Below are 21,738 nucleotides of genomic sequence, written 5' to 3' on the forward strand. Positions count from 1 at the left end.
ATAAAGAGTAAGTATTGAAACAAAATTCAGCATTGAAATTAACGGCGTTGGCAACGGTACTATCGCTACTATTAGCTGTCACATTAGCTACTGTCTTACTCGGTAACTATAGTGCTAATATTCAGCATTATTTAGCAACATTGCTCCCCAATACGCTATTTGGCGCACTCACTTTTCTCTTACTACTAACACCAGCAATGGCTATTGGCTTACCAAGACAAGTAGCTGCGATCAGTGCCGGCTTCTTATTTGGTGCTGGCTTTGGCATGCTGATAGCAACAACATCTGCTATTTTCGCTTGTGTATTAACGCTCATTACTGCTCGTAAATGCTTTGCTAACATGGTTCAGCGACATTATCCGCAGCCTTTAGCCAAAGTGAGTCATTTTTTTAGTCATGACACCTTTTTAAAAGCTTTAATCATTCGATTACTGCCTGCCGGTTCAAACTTTCTCACTAACATACTGGCGGGCACTGCACGCTCGCCGATGACACCTTACCTATTAGGTTCAGCACTTGGTTTTATACCACAAATGACCATATTTTCACTGATGGGCGCAGGGCTACAAGTTAATGGCCAACAACAATTGATGCTTAGCGGAGGGTTACTGGTTATCGCTATTATACTCAGCAGTTACCTCTACCGTAAAACGCAGGTTAAGCTCAACTGGCATTAATCTTCATAATTTAGTTAATAAAAAAGAGGCCTAAGCCTCTTTGGTTAAAACAACTAATAAAATTATTTTAAGGTTAATAGATGATTAACAAGGTTAATGTAATCTTGTTCAAAATCACTTCTATCCAAACCTTTAGGATCAACACGATATTTGCCATTAACAATCACTGTCGGTACACCGGTTAATGCACCTTTTTTAGCAAAGTAGTCTTGCTGCTTTTTCATGTTTTTAGCTTTACTAGCCACACCAAAGCTTTTCATTAATTTATCGAATTTTTCACCATCAGCACCGTTAAGGACAAAAATATTACGGATATCTTTTTCTGAAGTGAATACCGCTTTTTGCACGTGAACATAGTTAAACAGTGCAGCAATCACTTTTTTCTCCACACCCATTTGGTAAGCGACAACAACTGCTTTGCTCAACATTTGCTGTATTTTAGGTGATGCCGCACGTAAGAAGTCAACATGATTCATTTCAAACGCTGTGTCGGCAGGGATTGAAGTTTTTAGTTTTGCCATAAAGGGTTCAAATTGAAAACAATGTGGACAATAAAATGAGAAAAACTCACGAACTTCTGACTTAGTGGTGATTTCGTCACTCACTTTAGTGTAATGCTCGCCTTCAGTATAATTTGCCGCAAAGGCGAATACTGGTAATAACATTAAAGCGAATAAACTCACTAACTTTTTCATAAAATTACAATTCCTAATCATTAATAAATAAAAATCAATAGCGTCATGCATGCTTAATAAGGCAATAAACTCAACGGAGGTTGTTGTAATGCTGACATCTGCTCTTTCAGCATAAGAATTTGCTGTTCCCAATACTTCTCAGTATTAAACCAAGGGAAATTATGAGGAAAAGCAGGATCTTTCCAACGTTTACATAGCCATGCCATATAGTTAACTACTCGCATAGTACGCAATGATTCAATTAAAGGCAATTGATTGACCTCAAAGCTGTGAAACTCATCGTAGCCAGTCAATATCGTATCAAGCTGCAATAATTGCTGCTGACGGTCACCACTTAACATCATCCAAATGTCTTGCACTGCTGGCCCCATTCGACAATCATCAAGATCAACAAAGTGCGGTCCAGCCTCAGTCCATAAAATATTCCCGGCATGACAATCGCCATGTAAACGAATTTGCGACTGAGGTTGATACTGCTTACTCGCAACCGCAATCACTTGTTCTAAAATAGTAAAAAAAGGCAATGTCAAACTTGCGGGAACGAACGCCGAATCCTCAATAGTTTGCTGAGCTTGTTGTAGCATTTCTTCACTATTAAATGTCGGTCGCTCAACAAACGCCTTCTTAGCCGCGATAGCATGAATACGTCCTAGAAATCGTCCCATCCATTCCAGTTGCTCTAAATTATCAACCTCAAAGATACGACCGCCACGACAAGGAAATATTGCAAAATAATATCCCTGATATGAAAATAAAGATTCACCATTAATTTTTAACGGCGCAACTAGAGGCAACTCATTAGCGTCTAGTTCAAAAGCAAAATCGTGCTCTTCCCTAATTTGCGCCTCCGTCCAACGCTGAGGCCGATAAAACTTAGTAACATATTTAGTTTTATCAATATCATGAAACTGATAAACACGATTTTCATAACTGTTTAACGCCAGTAAGCCGCTATCAACCGTTAAGCCGGTACTTTCTAAGCCATCAAGGATCAAGTCTGGTGACAGCGAAGTAAAATCAAATACCGCCATTAGCGCTTATTAAAGAAGCGACTTTCGTGTTCAAGCATAACCTCATCCGTATCTGACACTAATTCAATAACAAAACTTATATCTGTCATATAACCTTCTAATTCATATGGATCAACCGAAATGCTGATGGGCAGAGTATACACTTTTGCTGCTTTAACAAGTATCTCTTGTTCACCGTGCCATTTGGTGTTGTTAATACCTTTTACTGATAGACGATAATGATTATCTTTTTGTGATTTATTGAGAATTTTAAGCGTATAAACATTCTCAATATCGCCATTAAAGTTTTCTTTGGCTAATTCATTCCTATCACGAATAATATCCATAGAAACCGGTGCTCTATTGGCCATTTCCAAGATCAACAAGCTCGTCATTACCAGCAAAACTATGGCATAGCCAATCAGCTTGCCACGAACAAAATTAACTTTTTTACCCGCTAATTCATGCTCTGTGGTGTAACGAATTAAGCCTTTATCATACTTCATTCGCTCCATAACACCGTCACAAGCATCGACACAGGCACCACAGTTAATACATTCATATTGTAAACCATTACGAATATCAATACCTGTTGGGCAGACCTGAACACATAAATTGCAATCTATACAGTCACCTAAACCAATTTCTTTAGGATCTTGCTTTCTTGCGCGAGGGCCACGATTTTCACCACGTTTAGCATCGTAAGAAACGGTTAAGGTGTCTTTATCAAACATTGCTGATTGAAAGCGTGCATACGGACACATATGTAGACACATAATTTCTCGCATCCAACCTGCATTACCATAGGTACAAAAAGCAAAAAACCACACCGTGGCCGCTAAAGCAAATGAAGCATTAAAGGTAAAGAAATCAACAAAAACTTCCCGCATTGGCGCAAAGTAACCGGCAAAGGTTAACGCCGTTAAAATCGAGAAAAAGCCCCAACAAAAGTGTTTCAGCGCTTTACGCCAAAATTTATTAATGTTCATCGCTTGGCTATCGAGCTTCTTACGTTGGTTAGCGGTGCCTTCTATTTTTTCTTCAAACCAGATAAAAATGAAAGTCCAAACGGTTTGTGGACAAAGATAGCCACACCAAACACGGCCTAAGAAAGTGGTAATAAAAAACAGTAGAAAAGCACCAAGAATAAAAATCCATGCCAGCAAGGTTAGATCTTGTGGCCAAAGTGTCACACTCCATAAGGTAAAGCGTTGTTCACCAATATCAAATAAAATCGCTTGATGACCGTCATATTGCAACCAAGGTAAAACAGCAAACAAAGCAAGAAAGAAAAAGTTCATCTTTTGACGAAGTTTTTGAAATACGCCTTTTACTTTACGTACATAAATTTGATCGCGGGGTTTATATGCATCGTTTTTTGCTGGTTGATGAATTTCAACATTTTTAATCGGAATTTGATTACTGACTTTAATGTTATTATCTTGTGATTTCAAAGCGGATCCTTTAGTTCGATAATGCGGGTCAATTATAACGAATTGGCACTGATTACCTATCAAAAAATAGCAAAATATTGCTTTGTTAATAGAAAATTGATTACTCTAGGACTATTGTCATTAAAATTTTGTCCAATTAAAGCATAATGATATCTACGGTCGATTAAATAATAACATGATGTCGTTCATTATTTATCCGTACATCTTAATTATAAGGCAGGGTATGAAAAAATTATTGATCTTAATCGTGGCAGCTGCGTTATATTTTCATTTTTATCCTAATGAAAAGCTAAATAGTTGGTTGTTAGAACAAAAAGCTATGGTGTTGAGTTATTTTTCCGATGCTACCGATACAAAAATACGCTTGAAATCAGATAAAATTTATCAAGATTTGTCACGCGATTTTGCTCAGTTTAATGCTCAAGAACAAGCCTACCTGGCGGAAATTACTCGTAACCGTGACAAAGTGAAAAGTTTTTACCAAACATACTGCCTCAATAACAAGCAAACACCGAAATTACATCGAGACAATTTAATTAAAGTCTGTCAGACCATCAGCCAATACAGTAATTTATTGTAATTAGGGTTACTTAATAGACGATTAGCTGACGCACTAATCGTCGAACTATTAAACCGATATTTTAGCCAATACATTGGCAAACTCATCAGCGCTGACTTGCTCTAAAGCATGCTTTTTGTCGCGAATAGTCCAATGACCATTAACCATGACATCTAATACCGGATTTTCACGATTAGCAAAAATCATACTATCAAGTAAATGTCTGTCATCATGAGCATATAAACGCAATTGACTATCATCTAACACCAATAAATCAGCTTGCTTACCTATGGCTAAAGCACCGGTGTTGCTATTGGTACTTTGCGCACCACCTGTCGCAGCTTGTTGCCATAAGTTAGCACCAACAGATTTTTCATCCTTACCTGTTAACAATGCACGTTGCTGCTTACTTAAGCGTTGGGCATACTCAAGCCAACGTAGCTCTTCAATCGGATTAACTGAAATATGACTATCAGAGCCAATAGCAAAAGTGCCCTTTTCAGCTAAAAACTCCTCGGTAGGGAAAATACCATCGCCTAAATTAGCTTCCGTCGTTGGACAAATACCCGCAATTGCTTGGTTAGCAATAATGCCCTGACGCTCTTGTTCATTAATATGTGTCGCGTGAATTAAGCACCAATGCTTATCTAGCTCAGCATTATCTAATAACCACTGCACCGGCCGTTGACCATAATGAGCTAGACAGTCTTCCACTTCTTTTTGCTGCTCAGCAATGTGAATATGAATAGGGGCTTGTCCATCAAGCGCTCTGACATGCTTAACTGCTGCTAACAATGAACTTTTATCAACCGCACGTAATGAATGCGGTGCGATACCGACATTACAATTAGCTTGTAATTTGGCAAGCTCAAAACACTCACTGACAAGATCATTGAATTGCGCAACGGAATTAATAAAACGTTGCTGGCCGGCATTAGGCGCCTGAGTATCAAAACCACTAAATCGATACAACACGGGCAATAACGTTAGACCGATACCGGATTGTTTAGCGGCAGCAAAAATTGCCTGCGCCATTGCTGATAAGTTGGCGTAATTTTCACCATTAATATCATGATGAAGATAATGAAATTCAGCCACACGGGTATAACCCATTTTCAACATTTCGATATAAAGTTGGCTCGCAATGACTTCTGCATCTTGAGAACTTAACTGTCCCAAAAACTTATACATAATATTGCGCCAAGTCCAAAAGCTATCTTGACCTTCACTGCCTTGTTCGCTAAATCCGGCAAAAGCGCGTTGAAAAGCATGGGAATGACAATTAACCATACCAGGAATAACGACACCTTTTGCACGTTCAGCACCTACGGTTTCGCCATCAACAATGTCAGTAATAATACCCTGTTCTATGGTCAAGGTTTGCTCATTAGCCCAACCATTTGCTAACAATATTTTTTTCGCAAAAAGTTTCATAACAACGCTCCGTTAATTGTGGCTAGTTTTAGCAAAAGTTATTAGGTTTTTTACCAAGGCAGCAAGTTTTGCTTGTACCTGTAGCGCTAAGCTTTCGTTGTATGTCATTGCTTGCTCATTCATGTAGGTTCGCTGTGATAACTCTAATTGTACGGCATGAAAACCATTATCAGGTTGGCCAAAAGCACGGGTAATATAACCGCCTTTAAAGCGACCATTACAAACCATGGTATAAGGGGCGTAATCTAAAGCGGTCAAAGTGGAAATAAGCTCAGCAGAGCAACTCTTACCATCCGCGTTACCAAAATTGAAATCAGGTAATTGGCCCTGAAAAAAGCGTGGTACTTGTGAACGAATAGAATGTGCTTCAAGCAATACCGCTTGACCAAACTCAGTCTTTATTGCCTGCATAGTTGACGCTAGTGCCTGATGATAAGGCTGCCAATAATTGGCAACACGCTGACCTATTTGTTCTGCGTTAGGCGCTTTACCCTCTTGATATAATGGCGAAAGATCAAATGCAGTGGTCGGGCAAAGTTCGGTATTGTTTGCACCTGGATATAAATCAACACCATCTGGATCACGGTTTAAGTCAATGACATAACGACTATATTTAGGGATTAAGATAAAAGCACCTAGCGCTTGCGCAAAGGCATACAAACGAGCCATATACCAATCGGTATCTGACACTTCACGGCCTTTAGCTGTCATAACGGTAGCAATATCATCAGGTATTTCTTCGCCATTGTGCGGCATGCTAATCAGTAAAGGCACAGAGCCTTTAATTAAGGTGTAGCTAGTAGACATATAACCTCTTTAAATTGTATATACAACTTTGTTGTTGGTAATTTACCACGCAACAATAAGAACATGAACTACTTTATTTATTTGAGTAAAATATAATCGCTTCTATCAATAGCTGACATAAGTTTAATGATTACCGCTAAGATCAGGTGTAATAAAGGTCATCAGTGCTAAAGCACTAGGCATTATCGCTTTATTATTCTAAGCTAGGATGACGCTGCACATTTTGTCTTATCGGTATCGAGCAATGACAATCTATTTTATAGATTGATATATTCTAAATTAATCGATTTATATTTATAATAAAAATATGGATAATCATTGCATAGCACTAAAACAACACTATTTATGATTATAAAACGGAGCCATTATGTTAGAAAATAAAGAGCAACAAAAAGTCCCTAATGTTACCTTCACATTAAGAGCAAATGACGAATGGACAACACGCAGTAGTGATGAAATTTTTAACAACAAAACTGTCGTGGTTTTTTCACTACCGGGTGCGTTTACCCCAACATGCTCATCTTCACATTTACCACGCTACAACGAATTAGCACCAACACTATTTAAAAATGGCGTTGATGAAATTATCTGTATGTCGGTTAACGATACTTTTGTAATGAATGCATGGGCACAAGCTCAAGATGCGGATAATATTAGCTTTATTCCTGATGGCAACGGTGAATTTACCGACGCTATGGGTATGTTAGTTGATAAAGCGGACATTGGTTTTGGTAAGCGCAGCTGGCGTTATGCCATGTTAGTGAAAAATGGCATCATTGAAAAAATGTTTATTGAACCTGATGTAGCAGGCGACCCATTTGAAGTATCAGATGCTGATACTATGTTAAATCATATTAATCCTTCCGCTTGTCAAACTTCAGCTATCATGGTTTTTAGCAAGCCAACTTGCCCATACTGTAAAAAAGCGAAAGCGTTATTAACCGAAAAAGGTCTAACATTTGAAGAGTTAGAAGTGGGCAAAGACGTTAACTTGACGATGTTTAAAGCCTTAACTAATGCCGATACCGTGCCACAAGTATTTATCGATGGAAAACTTATCGGTGGTAGTGAAGCATTAGCTGAGCACTTTAGTTAATTTTCCCTCAGGCATAATTTACCTTCCAATTAATGATAAGAAGCGACACTCATCTGTCGCTTTTTTGTTAATTATCTTATCAACTCCATGATAGAATCAGACTTAAAACCGCTTAGGCCAAAAATATGGATCATCAACCCTACAACCCATTACACGGATTAACCTTAAAAATTATCGTCACTCAATTAGTTCAGCACTTTGGCTTTCCATATCTTGGTAAAGAAATAAAAATCCGCTGTTTTACTGATGATCCGAGTATCAATTCAAGCTTAAAGTTTTTGAGAAAAACCCCATGGGCAAGAGAAAAAGTTGAAGCGCTCTATATTAAGCACAAAACTCAGTTAGCCGATGAAGCTTAACTGCTTTGAAAGGCATTAGCATATAACGCAAAAGTATTGAACAATAGGGCAATAAAATGCCATGCTGATGAAATATAATCACAACTATTACTAGCAGATGAAAAATATTAATCACTACATCCTTACTTGGCAGTGTCCTGATACCTCAGGCGTGCTAGCAAAAGTGTCACAAAGTTTATTTCAACAGGGTGCTTTTATTACCGAAACCAGCCAATACAGTGACCCCTATACTGAAACCTTTTTTTCTCGTGTTGCTTTTGACGATCGAGAGCTTAAAGTTGGCTTTGAAGAGCTAAGCCAGGCTATTGATTTACTAGCTAAACCGTTAAATATGCACTATAAAATCAGGGCGAAAGAAAGCTATCCCAACGTGGTTATTGCGGTTTCAAAAGATGATCATTGCTTAGTCTCATTACTGACAAAATTCAAAGCGGGTGCCCTACCCGTCAATATTGTTGCAATTACCTCCAACCACCAAGACTGCGAAGCTTTAGCGCAATGGCATAATATTCCATTTCATTATTTACCGGTTAATAAAGACAATAAAGCCCAACAAGAGCAAGCATTACTAGCTATTTATCAGCAATATCAAGGGGATTTATTGGTGCTTGCCCGATATATGCAGATATTGTCAGACCAGCTGTGTCATAGTTTACGTGGCCAAGCGATCAATATTCATCATTCCTTTTTGCCCAGTTTTAAAGGCGCAAAGCCTTATCATCAAGCGCACAAACGCGGGGTGAAAATTATTGGAGCCACCGCACATTATGTTACTGCTGACCTTGATGAAGGGCCAATTATTGTGCAAGAAGTCAAACCCATCAACCATACATTTACTATTGAAAAAATGGTTCATCTTGGTCATGATTTAGAAGCAACCGCCTTATGTCATGCGGTAAAAATGCATGCAGAACAGCGTATTTGCTTAAATAAAGATAAAACCGTTATTTTAAGTTAAGCACTCACAAGGCGTTATTTTACAGCTGTTTTATCACATCAACTCTGCTACATTGGAAGACAAATCTTTTGCCAATATTTGTCTTCCAACATGATCCAATATCAAATTTCCCCCAGCAATCCAAATAGCCATTTATTTGAGGTTTTACTGTCATTTAAAAGTACGCCTGGCCAAAGCTATACTTTGTCTTTACCGGCTTGGTTACCTGGCAGTTATATGATCCGTGACTTTGCCAAAAATATAACTCAAATCCACGCATTAGGTAGCCAAGAACAAGCCATAGCATTAACTAAAACAGATAAGCAAACTTGGTCATTACAAGCCTGTGATGAACAAGTACAAGTACGTTATCAAATTTTTGCTTTCGACTTATCCGTTCGCACTGCCTATCTTGATAGCCAACGTGGATTTTTCAATGGGAGTTCAACATTTTTACAAGTCACAGAGCTGAGCGAATTAAGCTGCGAACTCATCATTCAACCTTCAGCAAACACAGCGCACAGCCAGTGGCGAGTTGCAACGGGTTTAACACGAGCAAAGGAAACAGAAAAGTTTCAATTTGGTCGATATATCGCAGATAATTATCAACATTTAATCGATTGTCCCGTGGCAATTGGCGTCTTTGATTGCACCGAATTTACCGTCGAAGGAGTGGTGCATCATTTAGTGTTTACCAGTAAACATTATGGTGATGCCCAACGCTTGGCAGCAGATGTCAGCAAATTATGCCAGCACCATATTAATTTATTTGGTGAAGCACCTTTTAAAGAATATTGGTTTATCACCCATTTACAGGCGCAGGGCTTCGGGGGCTTAGAGCATAAAAACTCGACTATTTTACAGGCTAGTCGCTTTGATCTTCCTAACCCTCAGCAAACTCATGCTGATTTGAGCGATAATTATAAAACCTTTTTAAGTTTATGTTCGCATGAGTATTTTCATGCTTGGAATGTTTGTCGGATCAAGCCTAAAGAATTTGTGCCATATAATTTACAACAAGAAAGCTACACCAAGCAGTTGTGGGCATTTGAGGGGTTCACCTCTTACTATGATGATTTTTCACTTTATCGCACTGGCTTAATTGATTTTGACGCCTACTTAACTATATTGGCGAAGACGGCAACCCGGGTATACCGTGGCGCCGGTGAACTAAAGCAGAGCATTACCGCTTCAAGTTTTGACGCTTGGACCAAGTTTTATCAACAAGGCCCCGATGCGGTTAATAACATTGTTAGCTACTACGCCAAAGGGGCATTAATTGCCCTCTGGTTAGATTTAACTATTCGCAGTAAATCTAATAATAAATACAGCTTAGACACACTGATGCGAGAATTATGGATTCACTTTGGTCGTACTAACACAGGTACCACGGAAGAAGATTTTATTAATATTGCTAATCTGTTGTGTGGTGAAGATATTTCAACAACATTTAAGCATCATCTCGACAGTAACCAACGAATAGATTTAAGCCATGATTTAGCCAATTATGGTGTTGAATTACAAAAGCAAAAATTTAAAAAGCTCAACAGTTTGGAGACCACTTCTGCCGCACATTATCACGCCTATCTAGGCGCGCAATATAAAGCCCACACATTTGGTTTAACCATCACTCAAGTATTGGAAAACTCACCAGCTGCAGATGCCGGATTAGCGGTAAACGACATACTTATTGCTGTCGATAACCTCAAAATATCTGAACATTCAATACAAGCCATATTAGATCATCTATCAGTAAACAGTGAGCTGACTTGTCACTTCTTTCGTGACGATCAATTGTTAACCTCGACACTGCAAGTGACTGACTCACCTTTAGCGGGTATCGCTTTTAAGGTCATAGATGATAAGTTAGTAACACAATGGCAAGAGGTTATAGCGCCGAAATAATTTGAGTTTGTAAAGTAAAGCGTACGTAATTGCTGACAACATTTAGCGCTTAAACTCATCAGAAAATTAGGGTCTCTTATCCAGCTATGGTAAAAAATAGCTCATTCGAGATCCGCTTAACTTATAACTTAAGTAATAACACTATGATTAATTTAAAACGCTTCCACCATGTGGCTTACCGATGTAAAGATGCAAAAGAAACGGTTGATTGGTATCAAAAACATTTAAATATGGAGCTTACTGTCGCTATTGCAGAGAATGAAGTACCGTCAACTAAAGCGCCAGATCCTTACATGCATATATTTTTAGATGCTGGCATGGGCAATGTTTTAGCCTTTTTTGAAATACCTAACTCTCCTGATATGGGCCGTGATGAAAACACCCCACAGTGGGTTCAGCATATTGCTTTAGAAGTTGAAGATATTGATGCCTTGGTATCAGCAAAAAATGACTTACAAGCCCATGGCTTAGATGTTTTAGGGCCAGTTAATCATGGGGTATTTAAATCTATCTATTTCTTTGATCCTAACGGTCATCGTCTCGAATTAGCAGCAAATACCGGCACTGATGAACAATATGCTGAGCTTAAGCGCGTTGCGCCATTAATGGTGGAAGAATGGTCGAAAACCAAAAAGGCGCCCACTCATGCCGCTTGGTTACATCAACAAGAAGACTAAAATCAACAATATAGCAGATAGTCAATCAGGGCTATCTGCTGCTTCGCTGTTATTAACCATTTTGTAGAAATATTTATCATGACAGCACTAGCTTTGCCAGGCTAGCACTATGTTGCATTATTGATTTTGACAACGAAATAACTATTCCCTTATTGAAATCAATATCGCGGCCTGTAAGCCTTTTAAAATCACCCTTCGGGAGCAAACTTAACAGACTTGGTATAACGAAGGCTTTCGTATAAAAACACAGATAAAAACACCGTCTATTTGCCACTTTTATTGTCAAACATCGACCATTATCATTTAAGAGGAACAATTAAATTACATTTATTAACAAAAATATTACATTTAAAAACAAGCACTTGTTAATTATTCGACTTTAGTACAAGAAACAATCGAAAAAAATAGCTTGCTGCTTTGGCAAAGTCACGTAAAGTATGGGTCAGCTACTTTAGTAGCAGCATACAAAACGGACAATTTTTGCACGGAAAGCAATAAGCGTTATATACGCAGCAAATAATTAAAAATACGGATAGTTTACTAATACTCAGGAAGAGTGCTGAAGTAATTTGCCCATAGAGGGCGTTAAGGATAAACCAAGAAAGTGTCAGGACGACCGAAAAAAATAAATTTAAGCACGGAAGTGACTATAATAATATTGGAAACTGTCAAATTCACAAGGACTGTACCAAAAGGCTAGGATAGCCCCTTAAAATCGGAATTATATGTTTGGCTTATGCCACATTTCATCCAAAAGCGACGTTATTAACGTCGCTTTTTTTCTTTCTATCGCGGTTTAGCGTGGAATGTCGTAAAATAGTGATAATTGTTCATTAGCAAAAGTTATAACTATGTCTCGTACTAAAAAATCCCGCAAGCCGGGCACAGGCTCAAGTGGCATCCTTAAAGATGACAAAAAAAAATTAGTGACCCCTACCCCTCGAAAAACAAAGAAAAAAAATGGCAAAGAGGCCGGTAATCGCCAAAAAGAAGCCAGCCCTAAAATCATCAACGGACAAAACTCATCAGCAAACAAAGATCCGCGTATTGGCAATAAAACGCCTATTGCTCTAGGCAAGCTTGTTGCTGCTCCGAGCAAAACCAAAGCGCCTAAACCAGCAAAAGTCATGCAAGATAACTCACCTATCGCAGCCATTCGCGCTGTGGAAGCGAGTGAGTCTTTAGAAGATCAGTTAAGCCGTATTGAACAAGATGTCAGGTTGCTTGAAATACTTGAAAAGCAAGACGATGACATAGCATTAACGGCTGAAGATGTTAATTATTACAATGAATTAATGGCACAGCATGAAAAAATCAGTCAAGCATTAGGCCTTGATGATGAAGATGAGATAATAGCACCGGTTAAACACTCAGACTCTGAAGATGATTTATGGGACAAATTTGATAACAGTGACTTATCAAAGTTTGAATAGGTAGCTTTAATGTTTTCAAATCCTTGGATATATCTCGCGCTATTAGCCATGGTGATTATTGGCGTGCTGGCAGCAGTGGCAACTAAGTTATTAAGTCAATTAAAACAGCAAACGCTGGAACAAGAGCAAAAAAAAGCCGCACAACAACAAGCGCTACAGCAGCATGATAAGAAAATCATCGCTAGCGTCATTATTATTGTGCGTGCAATGAAAGAAGCACAATGTGATTTTGCTGAAGGCTGTTGGCGTTTGAGTGTCTTGCTTGATTCATTAAAATTAAGCCAAGATTTAAATCTGCAATTTCCTGCGGTATTTAAATTTTATGAAGGGATTAAGCATATGCCTATTCTAGCTGAACGTAAAAAGCTAGATAAGCGAACCCGCATGAAGCTTGATCTTGAACGCATGAAGCTTGAAGCAGAGCTGGCGGAAGATATTCGCCGTGATATTGCATTACTGCACCAATACGCTAATGAACGTAACAGCATGTTGAGTCAATAATAGTATTTGCATAAAAATCTGCTTATTTTTATGTTATTACGCTAGCAGCATAATATAGTTAAATATTATAAAATCGCTTTAAGTATCTCAAGCAGTTGTTATACAAGAATAAAACAAAATAAAATTGACATAAGTCACAATAAAGCCGTCAGCATTGCGCTTGATCAATGTTTAGGCGGCTAGTTTATCTATAATAGCGTCAAATTGGTAAACGGGAAGACTCATGCAAGCAACTCAATTTTTCGATAGCGCGCTATTAAAGAAATATAACACTAGTGGTCCACGATATACTTCATATCCAACGGCATTAGAGTTTCATGATCAATTCAAACACGAACATCTAGTACAAGCGATTGAAGCCTCACCTAACCGTGAATTGTCTTTGTATGTGCATATTCCTTTTTGTCATAGCCTTTGTTACTACTGCGGTTGCAATAAAGTTATCACCCGTCATCGTGATAAAGCAGATACTTACCTTGAATTTCTTGCAGAAGAAATAGCCTCTCGCGCACCATTATTTAAAGATTACACCGTTAAACAATTACATTGGGGTGGTGGTACTCCAAGCTTTTTACGACACGAACAAATAACCAAACTAGTTGAACTACTAAAAGAAAAATTTACTTTTGCAGAGCAAGTAGAAATGAGTATCGAAATCGATCCTCGTGAAATTGAAATGAATCTAGCAGAGCACCTTTATAGCTTAGGCTTCAATCGTTTAAGCATTGGTGTGCAAGACATTGATCAGAAAGTTCAAGAAACCATCAATCGAGTACAGTCTACTGAGTTCATTGAAAACTTTATTGCCCATGCAAAAAAAGTTGGCTTTAAATCAATTAATATTGATTTAATCTACGGCCTGCCACACCAAAATATCGACACCTTTACTCGTACCTTAAATAAAGCCCATGAAATGGATGTCGACCGAATTTCACTATTTAGTTACGCCCACATTCCGTCTCGCTTTGCTGCCCAGCGTAAGTTAAGAGACGAATGGTTACCAAGTGTTGATGAAAAGTTTGCCTTAATGAAACTCGCTATCGAAAAGCTTTGCGATTTTGGCTATGATTTTATCGGTATGGATCACTTCGCTAAACCTGAAGATGAATTATCAATAGCCCAAAAAGCGGGAAATTTACACCGTAACTTCCAAGGTTACACCACTAAAGGCGGCTGCGACCTTTTAGGTTTAGGTGTATCATCTATTAGTGCTATTGGTAACAGTTTCAGTCAGAATACCAAAGAACTACAAGACTATTACAAAGCCATTGATACTCAAGCTCATGCCCATGTAAAAGGCGTCAGTTTATCCACCGATGATATTATTCGCGGTGAAGTTATTCGTGAATTAATGTGTAATCTTTATCTTGATAAAAATAAAATCAATGAAAAATTTGCCATTGATTTTGACCAGTATTTTGCCGAAGATTTGCCATCGCTAACCACCTTCATTAATGACGGCCTAATAACCAATAGCGCTGATGAAATCAAAGTGAATCAAAAAGCCAGATTATTAATACGTAATATTTGTATGAGTTTTGATGCTTATATGAAGCAACATTTAAATAAACAACGCTTTTCTCGCGTTATTTAATGCTCTAAAGCTCCTAAGCTAAATCGATGTTCGGCACTGTAAAAACATAATTCAGTGCCGTTTTTATTGCTTTCTTCTTTGGCCAGATCAACCCACTGATAGTATACATTACGATGCACTTTGGCGGGTAAGTTGCGCCTAACGGTAACATATAAACCACCATCTTCCCTGAGTTCTAACGGGTGTTCCGCGCTTAAAATAAAGCTGTCATCTAAATTACTGCTAACTTGCATTAAGGTTTTTTCTTCATCCAGCCATTGCCACTGAGTAATCAAAAATGGCGCATCTTCGACAACAATACCAATTTTTTCAACTGGCGTTACTAAAAAGTATTTTTCTGCTTCTTTTTTTAAAACTGAAGCAAAGAGCTTAACTAAAGATAAACGCTTAAATATCGTGCCGTTATAAAACCAGCTACCATCTGACTTTATAACTAAATCAATATCACCACAAAAAGGTGGATCCCATAATTCAACCGGCGGCATTTTTTTCTCATTGCTTTGCGCAGTGTTAAGGATTTGTGCAGAAATGCTTTCTAACGACATATAACTACCTTCTATAGGGCTTTAACTAATATTAGCAAGTAAACGATAAAACTTCGAATGGAAACTCTCAGATAAATTAGCTGTACGACTAGCGTTAAGCAAAGCGTCAATCTCGATAATATTTTGTCTATTTATTATAAAGTTAGTAAACACCCTTTTACTTATGTATATATATTTATAAATACCGCATATTTATTAAAAATAATATGTGATTCGTTAATATAAATAATACCACGGCAATATATTAGTTAAAAATAGTGCTGTACAGTTCATAATTTAGGTGACCTTTTGATGTATAAGTTTAAAAAGATTAATCATAAACTAATTTTTTCCTTTCTTGCTCTTTCGCTACTTCCTCTAATCATATTTGCATTTTTTAGCATCAATATGGCAAAAACGTCCATGCAACAGCATGCTTTCGATCAATTAGAGTCGATAAAAAGCGTCAAAAAAACACAATTGACAAACTATATTTCAGCTCTAAAAGCCAGTTTACTGATACTCGATAGTGATCCTTATACTGCAATAGCATTAGAGAAATTTTCTGCAGCAACACTAAGCACAGGTATCAATGGAAAAGAGTGGCAACAGCTAGAACAACAATATGGACCACATCTAAAAAGTATCAATAAAATTAACGCTTGGTACGATTTATTCCTGATTGATTTAAAGGGTAACATTGTTTTTAGCGCGGCTAAAGAGTCTGATTTAGGCATGAATATCGGCAATTCAACACTTGCCAACAGCAGCATAAATGACGCTTTTATAAAAGCCCAACGTAGCGATATTGGCATACTGACTATTAGTGATTTCAAACCTTATCCGCCATCAAATAATGAACCTGCAGCTTTTATAATGGCCAAAAAATATGATATCAATGGTTCCCATATTGGCTATATCGCCCTGCAATTCCCAAGCAATAAAGTTAATGAGATTATGCAGCAGCGCGATGGCATGGGTGTCACAGGTGAAGCCTATTTAGTTGGAGAAGATAAACGCATGCGTTCAGATTCATTTCTTGATCCTAAAGGCCACTCCATTATCGCTTCATTCTCTGGTACTATTGCTGAAAATGGTGTCGATACTAAAGCTGTAGAGCGTGCATTTAAAGGCGAATCTGCTAATGAGATAATTAATGACTATAATGGTAATTCTGTATTGTCGTCATTTACTACTTTCAATTTAGGTACGTTTCAATGGGCTTTAATAGCTGAAATTGATGAATCTGAAGCTTTCGCTACCGCTAACGCACTGATAAAAATATCGACAATGATCATAATCATTGCATCCATCATTATTACCTTTATTGGCTTATTCATTGCCAAAAATATTAGCACATCAATCGTATTATCAGTTCAAGCTGCACAATACGTGTCATCGGGTGACTTAACCCACACCATTGAAGTAAATCAAAGTGATGAACTGGGTTTATTACAACAAGCTATGCGTGACATGACTATTCGTTTAAAAGCTATGATCGAACATATTTCAGCTTCTGCAGAGCAACAAGCAGCAGCTTCACAAGAACTCTCTAGCATCACAGCGCAAACTGACCAGAATGTCAGACGCCAACGTCAAGCAACCGATCAGGTTGCAACCGCTATTAACGAAATGAGCGCCTCTATAGATGAAGTCACCAGTAGAACATCGGAGGCATCTGATGCTGCTGACAACTCTAAGCTGCTGGTTAACACTAGCTCATTAACCATTAATGAAACTATCGAGCAAATCAAAGCGCTGTCAGTTGGCATACTCGATTCAAAAACCTTAATCGATGAAGTACAAGAAGGCACTGCCAACATTGTCAATATTCTCGTGGTTATTAAGGGGATTGCCGATCAAACCAACTTATTAGCACTCAATGCTGCTATCGAAGCTGCTCGTGCTGGTGAACAAGGTAGAGGCTTTGCTGTTGTTGCGGATGAAGTACGAACACTTGCACAAAACACGCAAAAATCTACCATTGAAATAGAAACCATGATCCAATCATTGGAAAGCAAAGTCAGCCGAGCAACGACATCAATGAATGTCGGTAGTGAACAAGCTAAGCAAATTGTTGATAGAACTCATGAAGTAACGCGCTCATTATCTGAAGTTGAAGCATCAGTGTCTCTCATTTCCGATATGAATATTCAAATTGCGACTGCTACACAACAACAAAGTGAAGTCGCACGAGATATTAGCCAACAAGCCGTGGAAATTAGCGATATCTCCGTTGAAACTGGTGATAGTGCCCAAGAAATTTCAGCGGCAAGTGATGAGTTGGCAAAACTTGCGGCTGATTTATCTGATCAAGTAAAAACATTTAAAATATAATTTAAAAATATACTAAGCAGTGGCTAGCAAATATATTTAGGACTGAGCCTTTTATTTAGTGCTGAAATATTTGCTAGTATTGTTGATAATTGCTTCTGAGCAACAAAAAAGTAAAGAAAAGCCGTCTCAAAGAAGATATTTTCCTTGTCAATAAGCTAACAAATGCAATATACTCTCCGCGCCTTACTACAAGGCGTTTTAAGTAAGTTCAGTGGTGGCTATAGCTCAGTTGGTAGAGCCCCGGATTGTGATTCCGGTTGTCGAGGGTTCAAGTCCCTTTAGCCACCCCATCTTTTATACACCCTCGAAAAATCCTTAGACCATCCATCAGTTCAATAGGCATGCGGTATTTAGCTACTTATTCCTTTATCTCATTTTACTTTTTTATACACTAAATCTTAGATAAAACATCGTAAGCGTCCGGCAAAGAGCATCTAAACAATGTGCCGAGTTCAAGTTAAGTTACTTCAAACAATTATTTCCCTTAGATTTCTGTAGCTCATACTGATAGCCGAATATTTAATTCGTCTGTCTGTTAAGTTTGTTTGAGGTAAGTAATTTATTAAGCTTTGAATTTATTGGTGTAATGACCTCTGAGTTTTAATGGACTATTTGCTTTAGCTAGCCTCTGCCTATAAAAGGGCGTTTGGACATGTTATTTTAAATAAACAACAATCTTAAATTTGAATTATGCGTGTATTATGCGCATAATATAAACATTAAATGATGGAGTGTTAATTATGAATATTACTTTAGGCAAAGAGTTCGAACGAAGAATTACTGAAAAAGTGTCTGATGGTTTATATACCTCAGCAAGTGAAGTGATCCGTGATGGATTAAGGCTGTTGTTTGAGAAAGACGTTGCTAAAAACAAGCAACTTGAGATCTTACGAGAAGAAGTAGCGAAAGGTTTTGAACAATTAACTGCTGGCGAATCATCAAAGCACAGCGTAATGGATATCTTTGAACAAGCCTCCCTTGCAGTAGATAGTAAGTCTACAAGTAAGAATACCAATGTCGAACTATAGGTTATCTCCTTTAGCCGAAGAGGATTTATTCAAAATAATTTCAACAACCATTGAATCTTGGGGAAGTACACAGGCAAAATTTTATGCTCAAACCATAGATGCGGCATTATTGAAACTAGCTCAATACCCTGACTTCGGTAGAGAAAGAAATGATATTTATAATGGTGCTAGAAGCTTTCCTGTAGAAAAACATATTGTGTTTTATCAAGTCAGTGATAACGGTATTGATGTTGCTCGTATTCTTCATCAACGTATGGATCTCTCAAAACATTTCTAATCGTATTTTGGTAAGGTTATAAGCATGACTGAAAGCCATATTAATAAACTTGCCAAAATAGATGATCGTCTTCAATTATTAAATGAAGAACGTCTTGCCTTACTTAATGAGCGCCAAGAATTAATAACACAGCATGAAGCTGAACTGGCTAAAAACTTCAACCTACACGCCTCTCCTGAATCTAAAATTGATCTTTTTCTTTCATATTTTAAAGGTCGTAACGATGTTTACCCATTTAGATGGGAATCGAAAAATGGAAGAAGTGGCTATTCACCTGATTGTTGGGATGAATGGAAGCCAAAAATTTGCAATAAACCAAAAATTAGTTGTACTGAATGTAAAAATCAGCACTTTAAAATACCTGACCATCAAGCTGTCTACGGACATTTAAAAGGGTTTAAAACCATCGGCATCTACCCTCTGTTAAGTGATAATTCAACGTATTTACTTGCGGCAGATTTTGATAAAGAGGACTGGTTTAAGGCTACATCTGCATTTGCAACGACTTGCGAATCATTAAATATCCCCTATCTATTAGAACGTTCAAGAAGTGGCAACGGTGGCCATATATGGATCTTTTTCTCGGAAGCTGTAGCTGCTAGTGATGCTCGGCGATTAGGTAATGGTTTACTTCGTAAAACAATGGAACTCTATCCGTTACTATCATTTGATTGCTTCGATAGATTATTTCCTAATCAAGATATTATGCCTGAGGGTGGCTTTGGTAACCTGATTGCTTTACCACTACAGCTAGAGCCAAGAAAATATAACAATAGTGTTTTCATTAACAATGAAGGCGTGCCTTATAATGATCAGTGGTCAATATTGGCAGCTACTCGAAAAGTGACTAAACCGCAGCTTCAATCAACGCTTAAACAGCTAAATTCTTATATTGAACGAACTCCTGCTGATATTGAAAACAATGATCCATGGAAGAAACTTAACGGTAATGAGAACATTAAGATCAATGATTGCCCTTCGATGGTCACATTAACGCTAGCTGATCAGTTATATGTTCCAATCGCTAATTTACCCGGAAAACTGACCTCTAAATTAAAGCATTGTGCAGTATTTTCTAATCCAGAGTTCTACAAACGGCAAGCCTTACGCTTATCAACAATTGGTACAAGTCGATATATTTGTTCCGCACATATAGAAAATGGTTATTTAATCTTACCTAGAGGTTGTTTAGCCGAAGTTACTCGCATCATATCAGACCAAACAATAGAGATTGAATACACCGATAAACGATTTGAAGGTAGCCAACTAAAAAAAATCAAGTTCACTGGTAAACTTAAAAGCCAACAGAAAAAAGCTGTTGATGCTCTATTTGCACAAACAAATGGTGTTTTTGTTGCGTCAACGGGCTTCGGTAAAACCGTTACAGGATTAGCTCTTGTCGCAAAGAGAAAGGTAAATACTTTAATATTGGTCCATAACCGACAATTGGCGGAACAATGGCTTGAACGGATAAAGGTATTCTTAACTAATGTGAAAGTAGGCTTATTGTTGGGAGGGAAAGATAAATTAACCTATGAAGTTGATGTTGCTACTTATCAAAGTTTAGTTAGCCGTAATGGAATAGACATTAAACCTGCCATTGAAAAATATGGGCAAATATTAATAGATGAATGCCACCACTTGCCTGCATCAAACTACGAGTGTTTGATAAAGTCAGTAAATGCTAAATATATTCACGGGTTTACAGCAACACCTAAACGCCAAGATGGCTTGGAAAAATTAATGCACTTCCAAATAGGCTCTGTTGTTTATAAGGCCGCAAGCTCTACCAGTAGTTTTGAACAACATGTGAAGGTGGTTAAGACTAATACTAGTTTTCCTTCAGAATGGTTAATTCCTGAGACTAAACCACACATATCTCAAGTTTATAAACACTTAGTTTGTGATCAAGTAAGAAATGAAATGATTGTTAACAGTGTCAAGCAGTCCGTAAACAATGACAGATCTGTTATGGTGCTTACCGAAAGAAAAGAGCATATTGAATTACTTGCTAAATTGATGGCTGACAAGGGAATAAAGGTTGTTGAACTGCATGGCGGTATTTCAACAAAAGAAAGGCAAGAACGAATAACTTTCTTATCCAGTAAACCAAGCAATGATGAAGCGGTTGTTGTCTTAGCTACAGGAAAATACGTTGGTGAAGGTTTTGATTTACCACATTTAGATACTTTATTCATAACACTACCGATAGCTTGGAAAGGCATTTTAGCGCAATACGCTGGACGAATTCAGCGAGAGTGGAGTAGTAAAACTATTATTCAAGTTTACGATTTTATTGATGATTTCCCAACATTACTGCGTATGTGGAAGAAACGAGCAAAAGGCTATAAAGCGCTAGGGTATAAATTTAATGAACAGAGAAGTTTAGATTTTGGCAATAAAAAATAAAAGATTTCTCTGGTACTATTCTGTG

General features: G+C 37.8%; 20 protein-coding genes and 1 tRNA gene. 15 read left to right on the forward strand and 6 right to left on the reverse strand.

From position 1 onward, the window contains the following. The first annotated feature begins 14 nt into the window (after window positions 1-14). A complete protein-coding gene (locus FGD67_RS10195; protein ID WP_257174893.1) occupies window positions 15-677 on the forward strand; it encodes a TVP38/TMEM64 family protein in 663 nt (220 codons plus the stop codon). 62 nt (window positions 678-739) lie between these two features. On the opposite strand, the gene FGD67_RS10200 is transcribed toward FGD67_RS10195, so the two are convergent. Genes FGD67_RS10200 through ccoG form a run of 3 tightly spaced genes read right to left on the reverse strand, consistent with a single transcriptional unit; the run spans window position 740 to window position 3,836 of the window. Next, window positions 740-1,372, reverse strand: coding sequence for a thiol:disulfide interchange protein DsbA/DsbL (locus FGD67_RS10200; RefSeq protein ID WP_257174894.1), 633 nt, complete (start codon window positions 1,370-1,372; stop codon window positions 740-742). 53 nt (window positions 1,373-1,425) lie between these two features. Further along, the gene (locus tag FGD67_RS10205; RefSeq protein ID WP_257174895.1) at window positions 1,426-2,403 is read right to left on the reverse strand and encodes a serine/threonine protein kinase; all 978 of its coding nucleotides are present in this window, start codon (window positions 2,401-2,403) and stop codon (window positions 1,426-1,428) included. After that, window positions 2,403-3,836, reverse strand: a complete 1,434-nt coding sequence (gene ccoG / locus FGD67_RS10210) for a cytochrome c oxidase accessory protein CcoG (protein ID WP_257174896.1) — start codon at window positions 3,834-3,836, stop codon at window positions 2,403-2,405. The genes FGD67_RS10205 and ccoG overlap by 1 nt, the downstream gene beginning before the upstream one ends. Before the next feature lie 223 nt (window positions 3,837-4,059). Between ccoG and FGD67_RS10215 the strand changes: the two genes are divergently transcribed. Continuing rightward, entirely contained in the window at window positions 4,060-4,416 is a 357-nt protein-coding gene (locus tag FGD67_RS10215) for a hypothetical protein (protein ID WP_257174897.1), read from the forward strand. A 48-nt stretch (window positions 4,417-4,464) separates the two neighbouring features. Here FGD67_RS10215 and FGD67_RS10220 read toward each other — a convergent pair whose 3' ends face one another. After that, the gene (locus FGD67_RS10220) at window positions 4,465-5,829 is read right to left on the reverse strand and encodes a formimidoylglutamate deiminase (RefSeq protein ID WP_257174898.1); all 1,365 of its coding nucleotides are present in this window, start codon (window positions 5,827-5,829) and stop codon (window positions 4,465-4,467) included. Between the two features lie 12 nt (window positions 5,830-5,841). Next, a complete protein-coding gene (hutG, locus tag FGD67_RS10225) occupies window positions 5,842-6,636 on the reverse strand; it encodes an N-formylglutamate deformylase (protein WP_257174899.1) in 795 nt (264 codons plus the stop codon). Between the two features lie 367 nt (window positions 6,637-7,003). Here hutG and FGD67_RS10230 point away from each other — a divergent pair, with 367 nt between their 5' ends. The 8 genes from FGD67_RS10230 to hemN all read left to right on the forward strand — a co-directional run bounded on the left by FGD67_RS10230 (window position 7,004) and on the right by hemN (window position 15,138). Then, a complete protein-coding gene (locus FGD67_RS10230) occupies window positions 7,004-7,732 on the forward strand; it encodes a glutathione peroxidase (RefSeq protein ID WP_257174900.1) in 729 nt (242 codons plus the stop codon). Between the two features lie 125 nt (window positions 7,733-7,857). After that, a complete protein-coding gene (locus tag FGD67_RS10235) occupies window positions 7,858-8,091 on the forward strand; it encodes a VF530 family protein (protein WP_257174901.1) in 234 nt (77 codons plus the stop codon). A 97-nt stretch (window positions 8,092-8,188) separates the two neighbouring features. Next, on the forward strand, window positions 8,189-9,049 hold the full coding sequence (gene purU / locus FGD67_RS10240; protein WP_257174902.1) for a formyltetrahydrofolate deformylase: 861 nt from the start codon (window positions 8,189-8,191) through the stop codon (window positions 9,047-9,049). A gap of 90 nt (window positions 9,050-9,139) precedes the next feature. Next, window positions 9,140-10,933 (forward strand): M61 family metallopeptidase, encoded by a 1,794-nt coding sequence (locus FGD67_RS10245; RefSeq protein WP_257174903.1) that lies wholly within the window; start codon window positions 9,140-9,142, stop codon window positions 10,931-10,933. Between the two features lie 143 nt (window positions 10,934-11,076). Then, a complete protein-coding gene (locus FGD67_RS10250) occupies window positions 11,077-11,610 on the forward strand; it encodes a VOC family protein (protein ID WP_257174904.1) in 534 nt (177 codons plus the stop codon). Between the two features lie 851 nt (window positions 11,611-12,461). Beyond that, window positions 12,462-13,043, forward strand: coding sequence for a Der GTPase-activating protein YihI (yihI, locus tag FGD67_RS10255; RefSeq protein WP_257174905.1), 582 nt, complete (start codon window positions 12,462-12,464; stop codon window positions 13,041-13,043). Window positions 13,044-13,052: 9 nt separating this feature from the next. Further along, on the forward strand, window positions 13,053-13,544 hold the full coding sequence (locus FGD67_RS10260; RefSeq protein ID WP_257174906.1) for a DUF2489 domain-containing protein: 492 nt from the start codon (window positions 13,053-13,055) through the stop codon (window positions 13,542-13,544). A gap of 223 nt (window positions 13,545-13,767) precedes the next feature. Beyond that, window positions 13,768-15,138, forward strand: coding sequence for an oxygen-independent coproporphyrinogen III oxidase (hemN, locus tag FGD67_RS10265; RefSeq protein WP_257174907.1), 1,371 nt, complete (start codon window positions 13,768-13,770; stop codon window positions 15,136-15,138). Here the strand turns inward: hemN and FGD67_RS10270 are convergent. Beyond that, the gene (locus FGD67_RS10270) at window positions 15,135-15,683 is read right to left on the reverse strand and encodes a DUF1285 domain-containing protein (RefSeq protein ID WP_257174908.1); all 549 of its coding nucleotides are present in this window, start codon (window positions 15,681-15,683) and stop codon (window positions 15,135-15,137) included. The two genes, hemN and FGD67_RS10270, sit on opposite strands and share 4 nt — an antisense overlap. A gap of 387 nt (window positions 15,684-16,070) precedes the next feature. Here FGD67_RS10270 and FGD67_RS10275 point away from each other — a divergent pair, with 387 nt between their 5' ends. The 5 genes from FGD67_RS10275 (at window position 16,071) to FGD67_RS10295 (ending at window position 21,713) form a co-directional block, all read left to right on the forward strand. Then, a complete protein-coding gene (locus tag FGD67_RS10275) occupies window positions 16,071-17,999 on the forward strand; it encodes a methyl-accepting chemotaxis protein (RefSeq protein WP_257174909.1) in 1,929 nt (642 codons plus the stop codon). A gap of 214 nt (window positions 18,000-18,213) precedes the next feature. Then, a tRNA-His gene (locus FGD67_RS10280) sits at window positions 18,214-18,289 on the forward strand. A 450-nt stretch (window positions 18,290-18,739) separates the two neighbouring features. After that, window positions 18,740-19,027 carry a type II toxin-antitoxin system ParD family antitoxin gene (locus FGD67_RS10285; protein ID WP_257174910.1) on the forward strand — a complete coding sequence of 96 codons (288 nt, stop codon included), beginning with the start codon at window positions 18,740-18,742 and terminating at the stop codon, window positions 19,025-19,027. Beyond that, a complete protein-coding gene (locus FGD67_RS10290; RefSeq protein ID WP_257174911.1) occupies window positions 19,014-19,304 on the forward strand; it encodes a type II toxin-antitoxin system RelE/ParE family toxin in 291 nt (96 codons plus the stop codon). Before FGD67_RS10285 ends, FGD67_RS10290 begins: the two co-directional genes overlap by 14 nt. A 24-nt stretch (window positions 19,305-19,328) precedes the next feature. Next, entirely contained in the window at window positions 19,329-21,713 is a 2,385-nt protein-coding gene (locus FGD67_RS10295) for a DEAD/DEAH box helicase family protein (RefSeq protein WP_257174912.1), read from the forward strand. Window positions 21,714-21,738: the final 25 nt, after the last annotated feature.

The sequence above is a fragment of the Colwellia sp. M166 genome (assembly GCF_024585285.1).
GTDB lineage: Bacteria > Pseudomonadota > Gammaproteobacteria > Enterobacterales > Alteromonadaceae > Cognaticolwellia.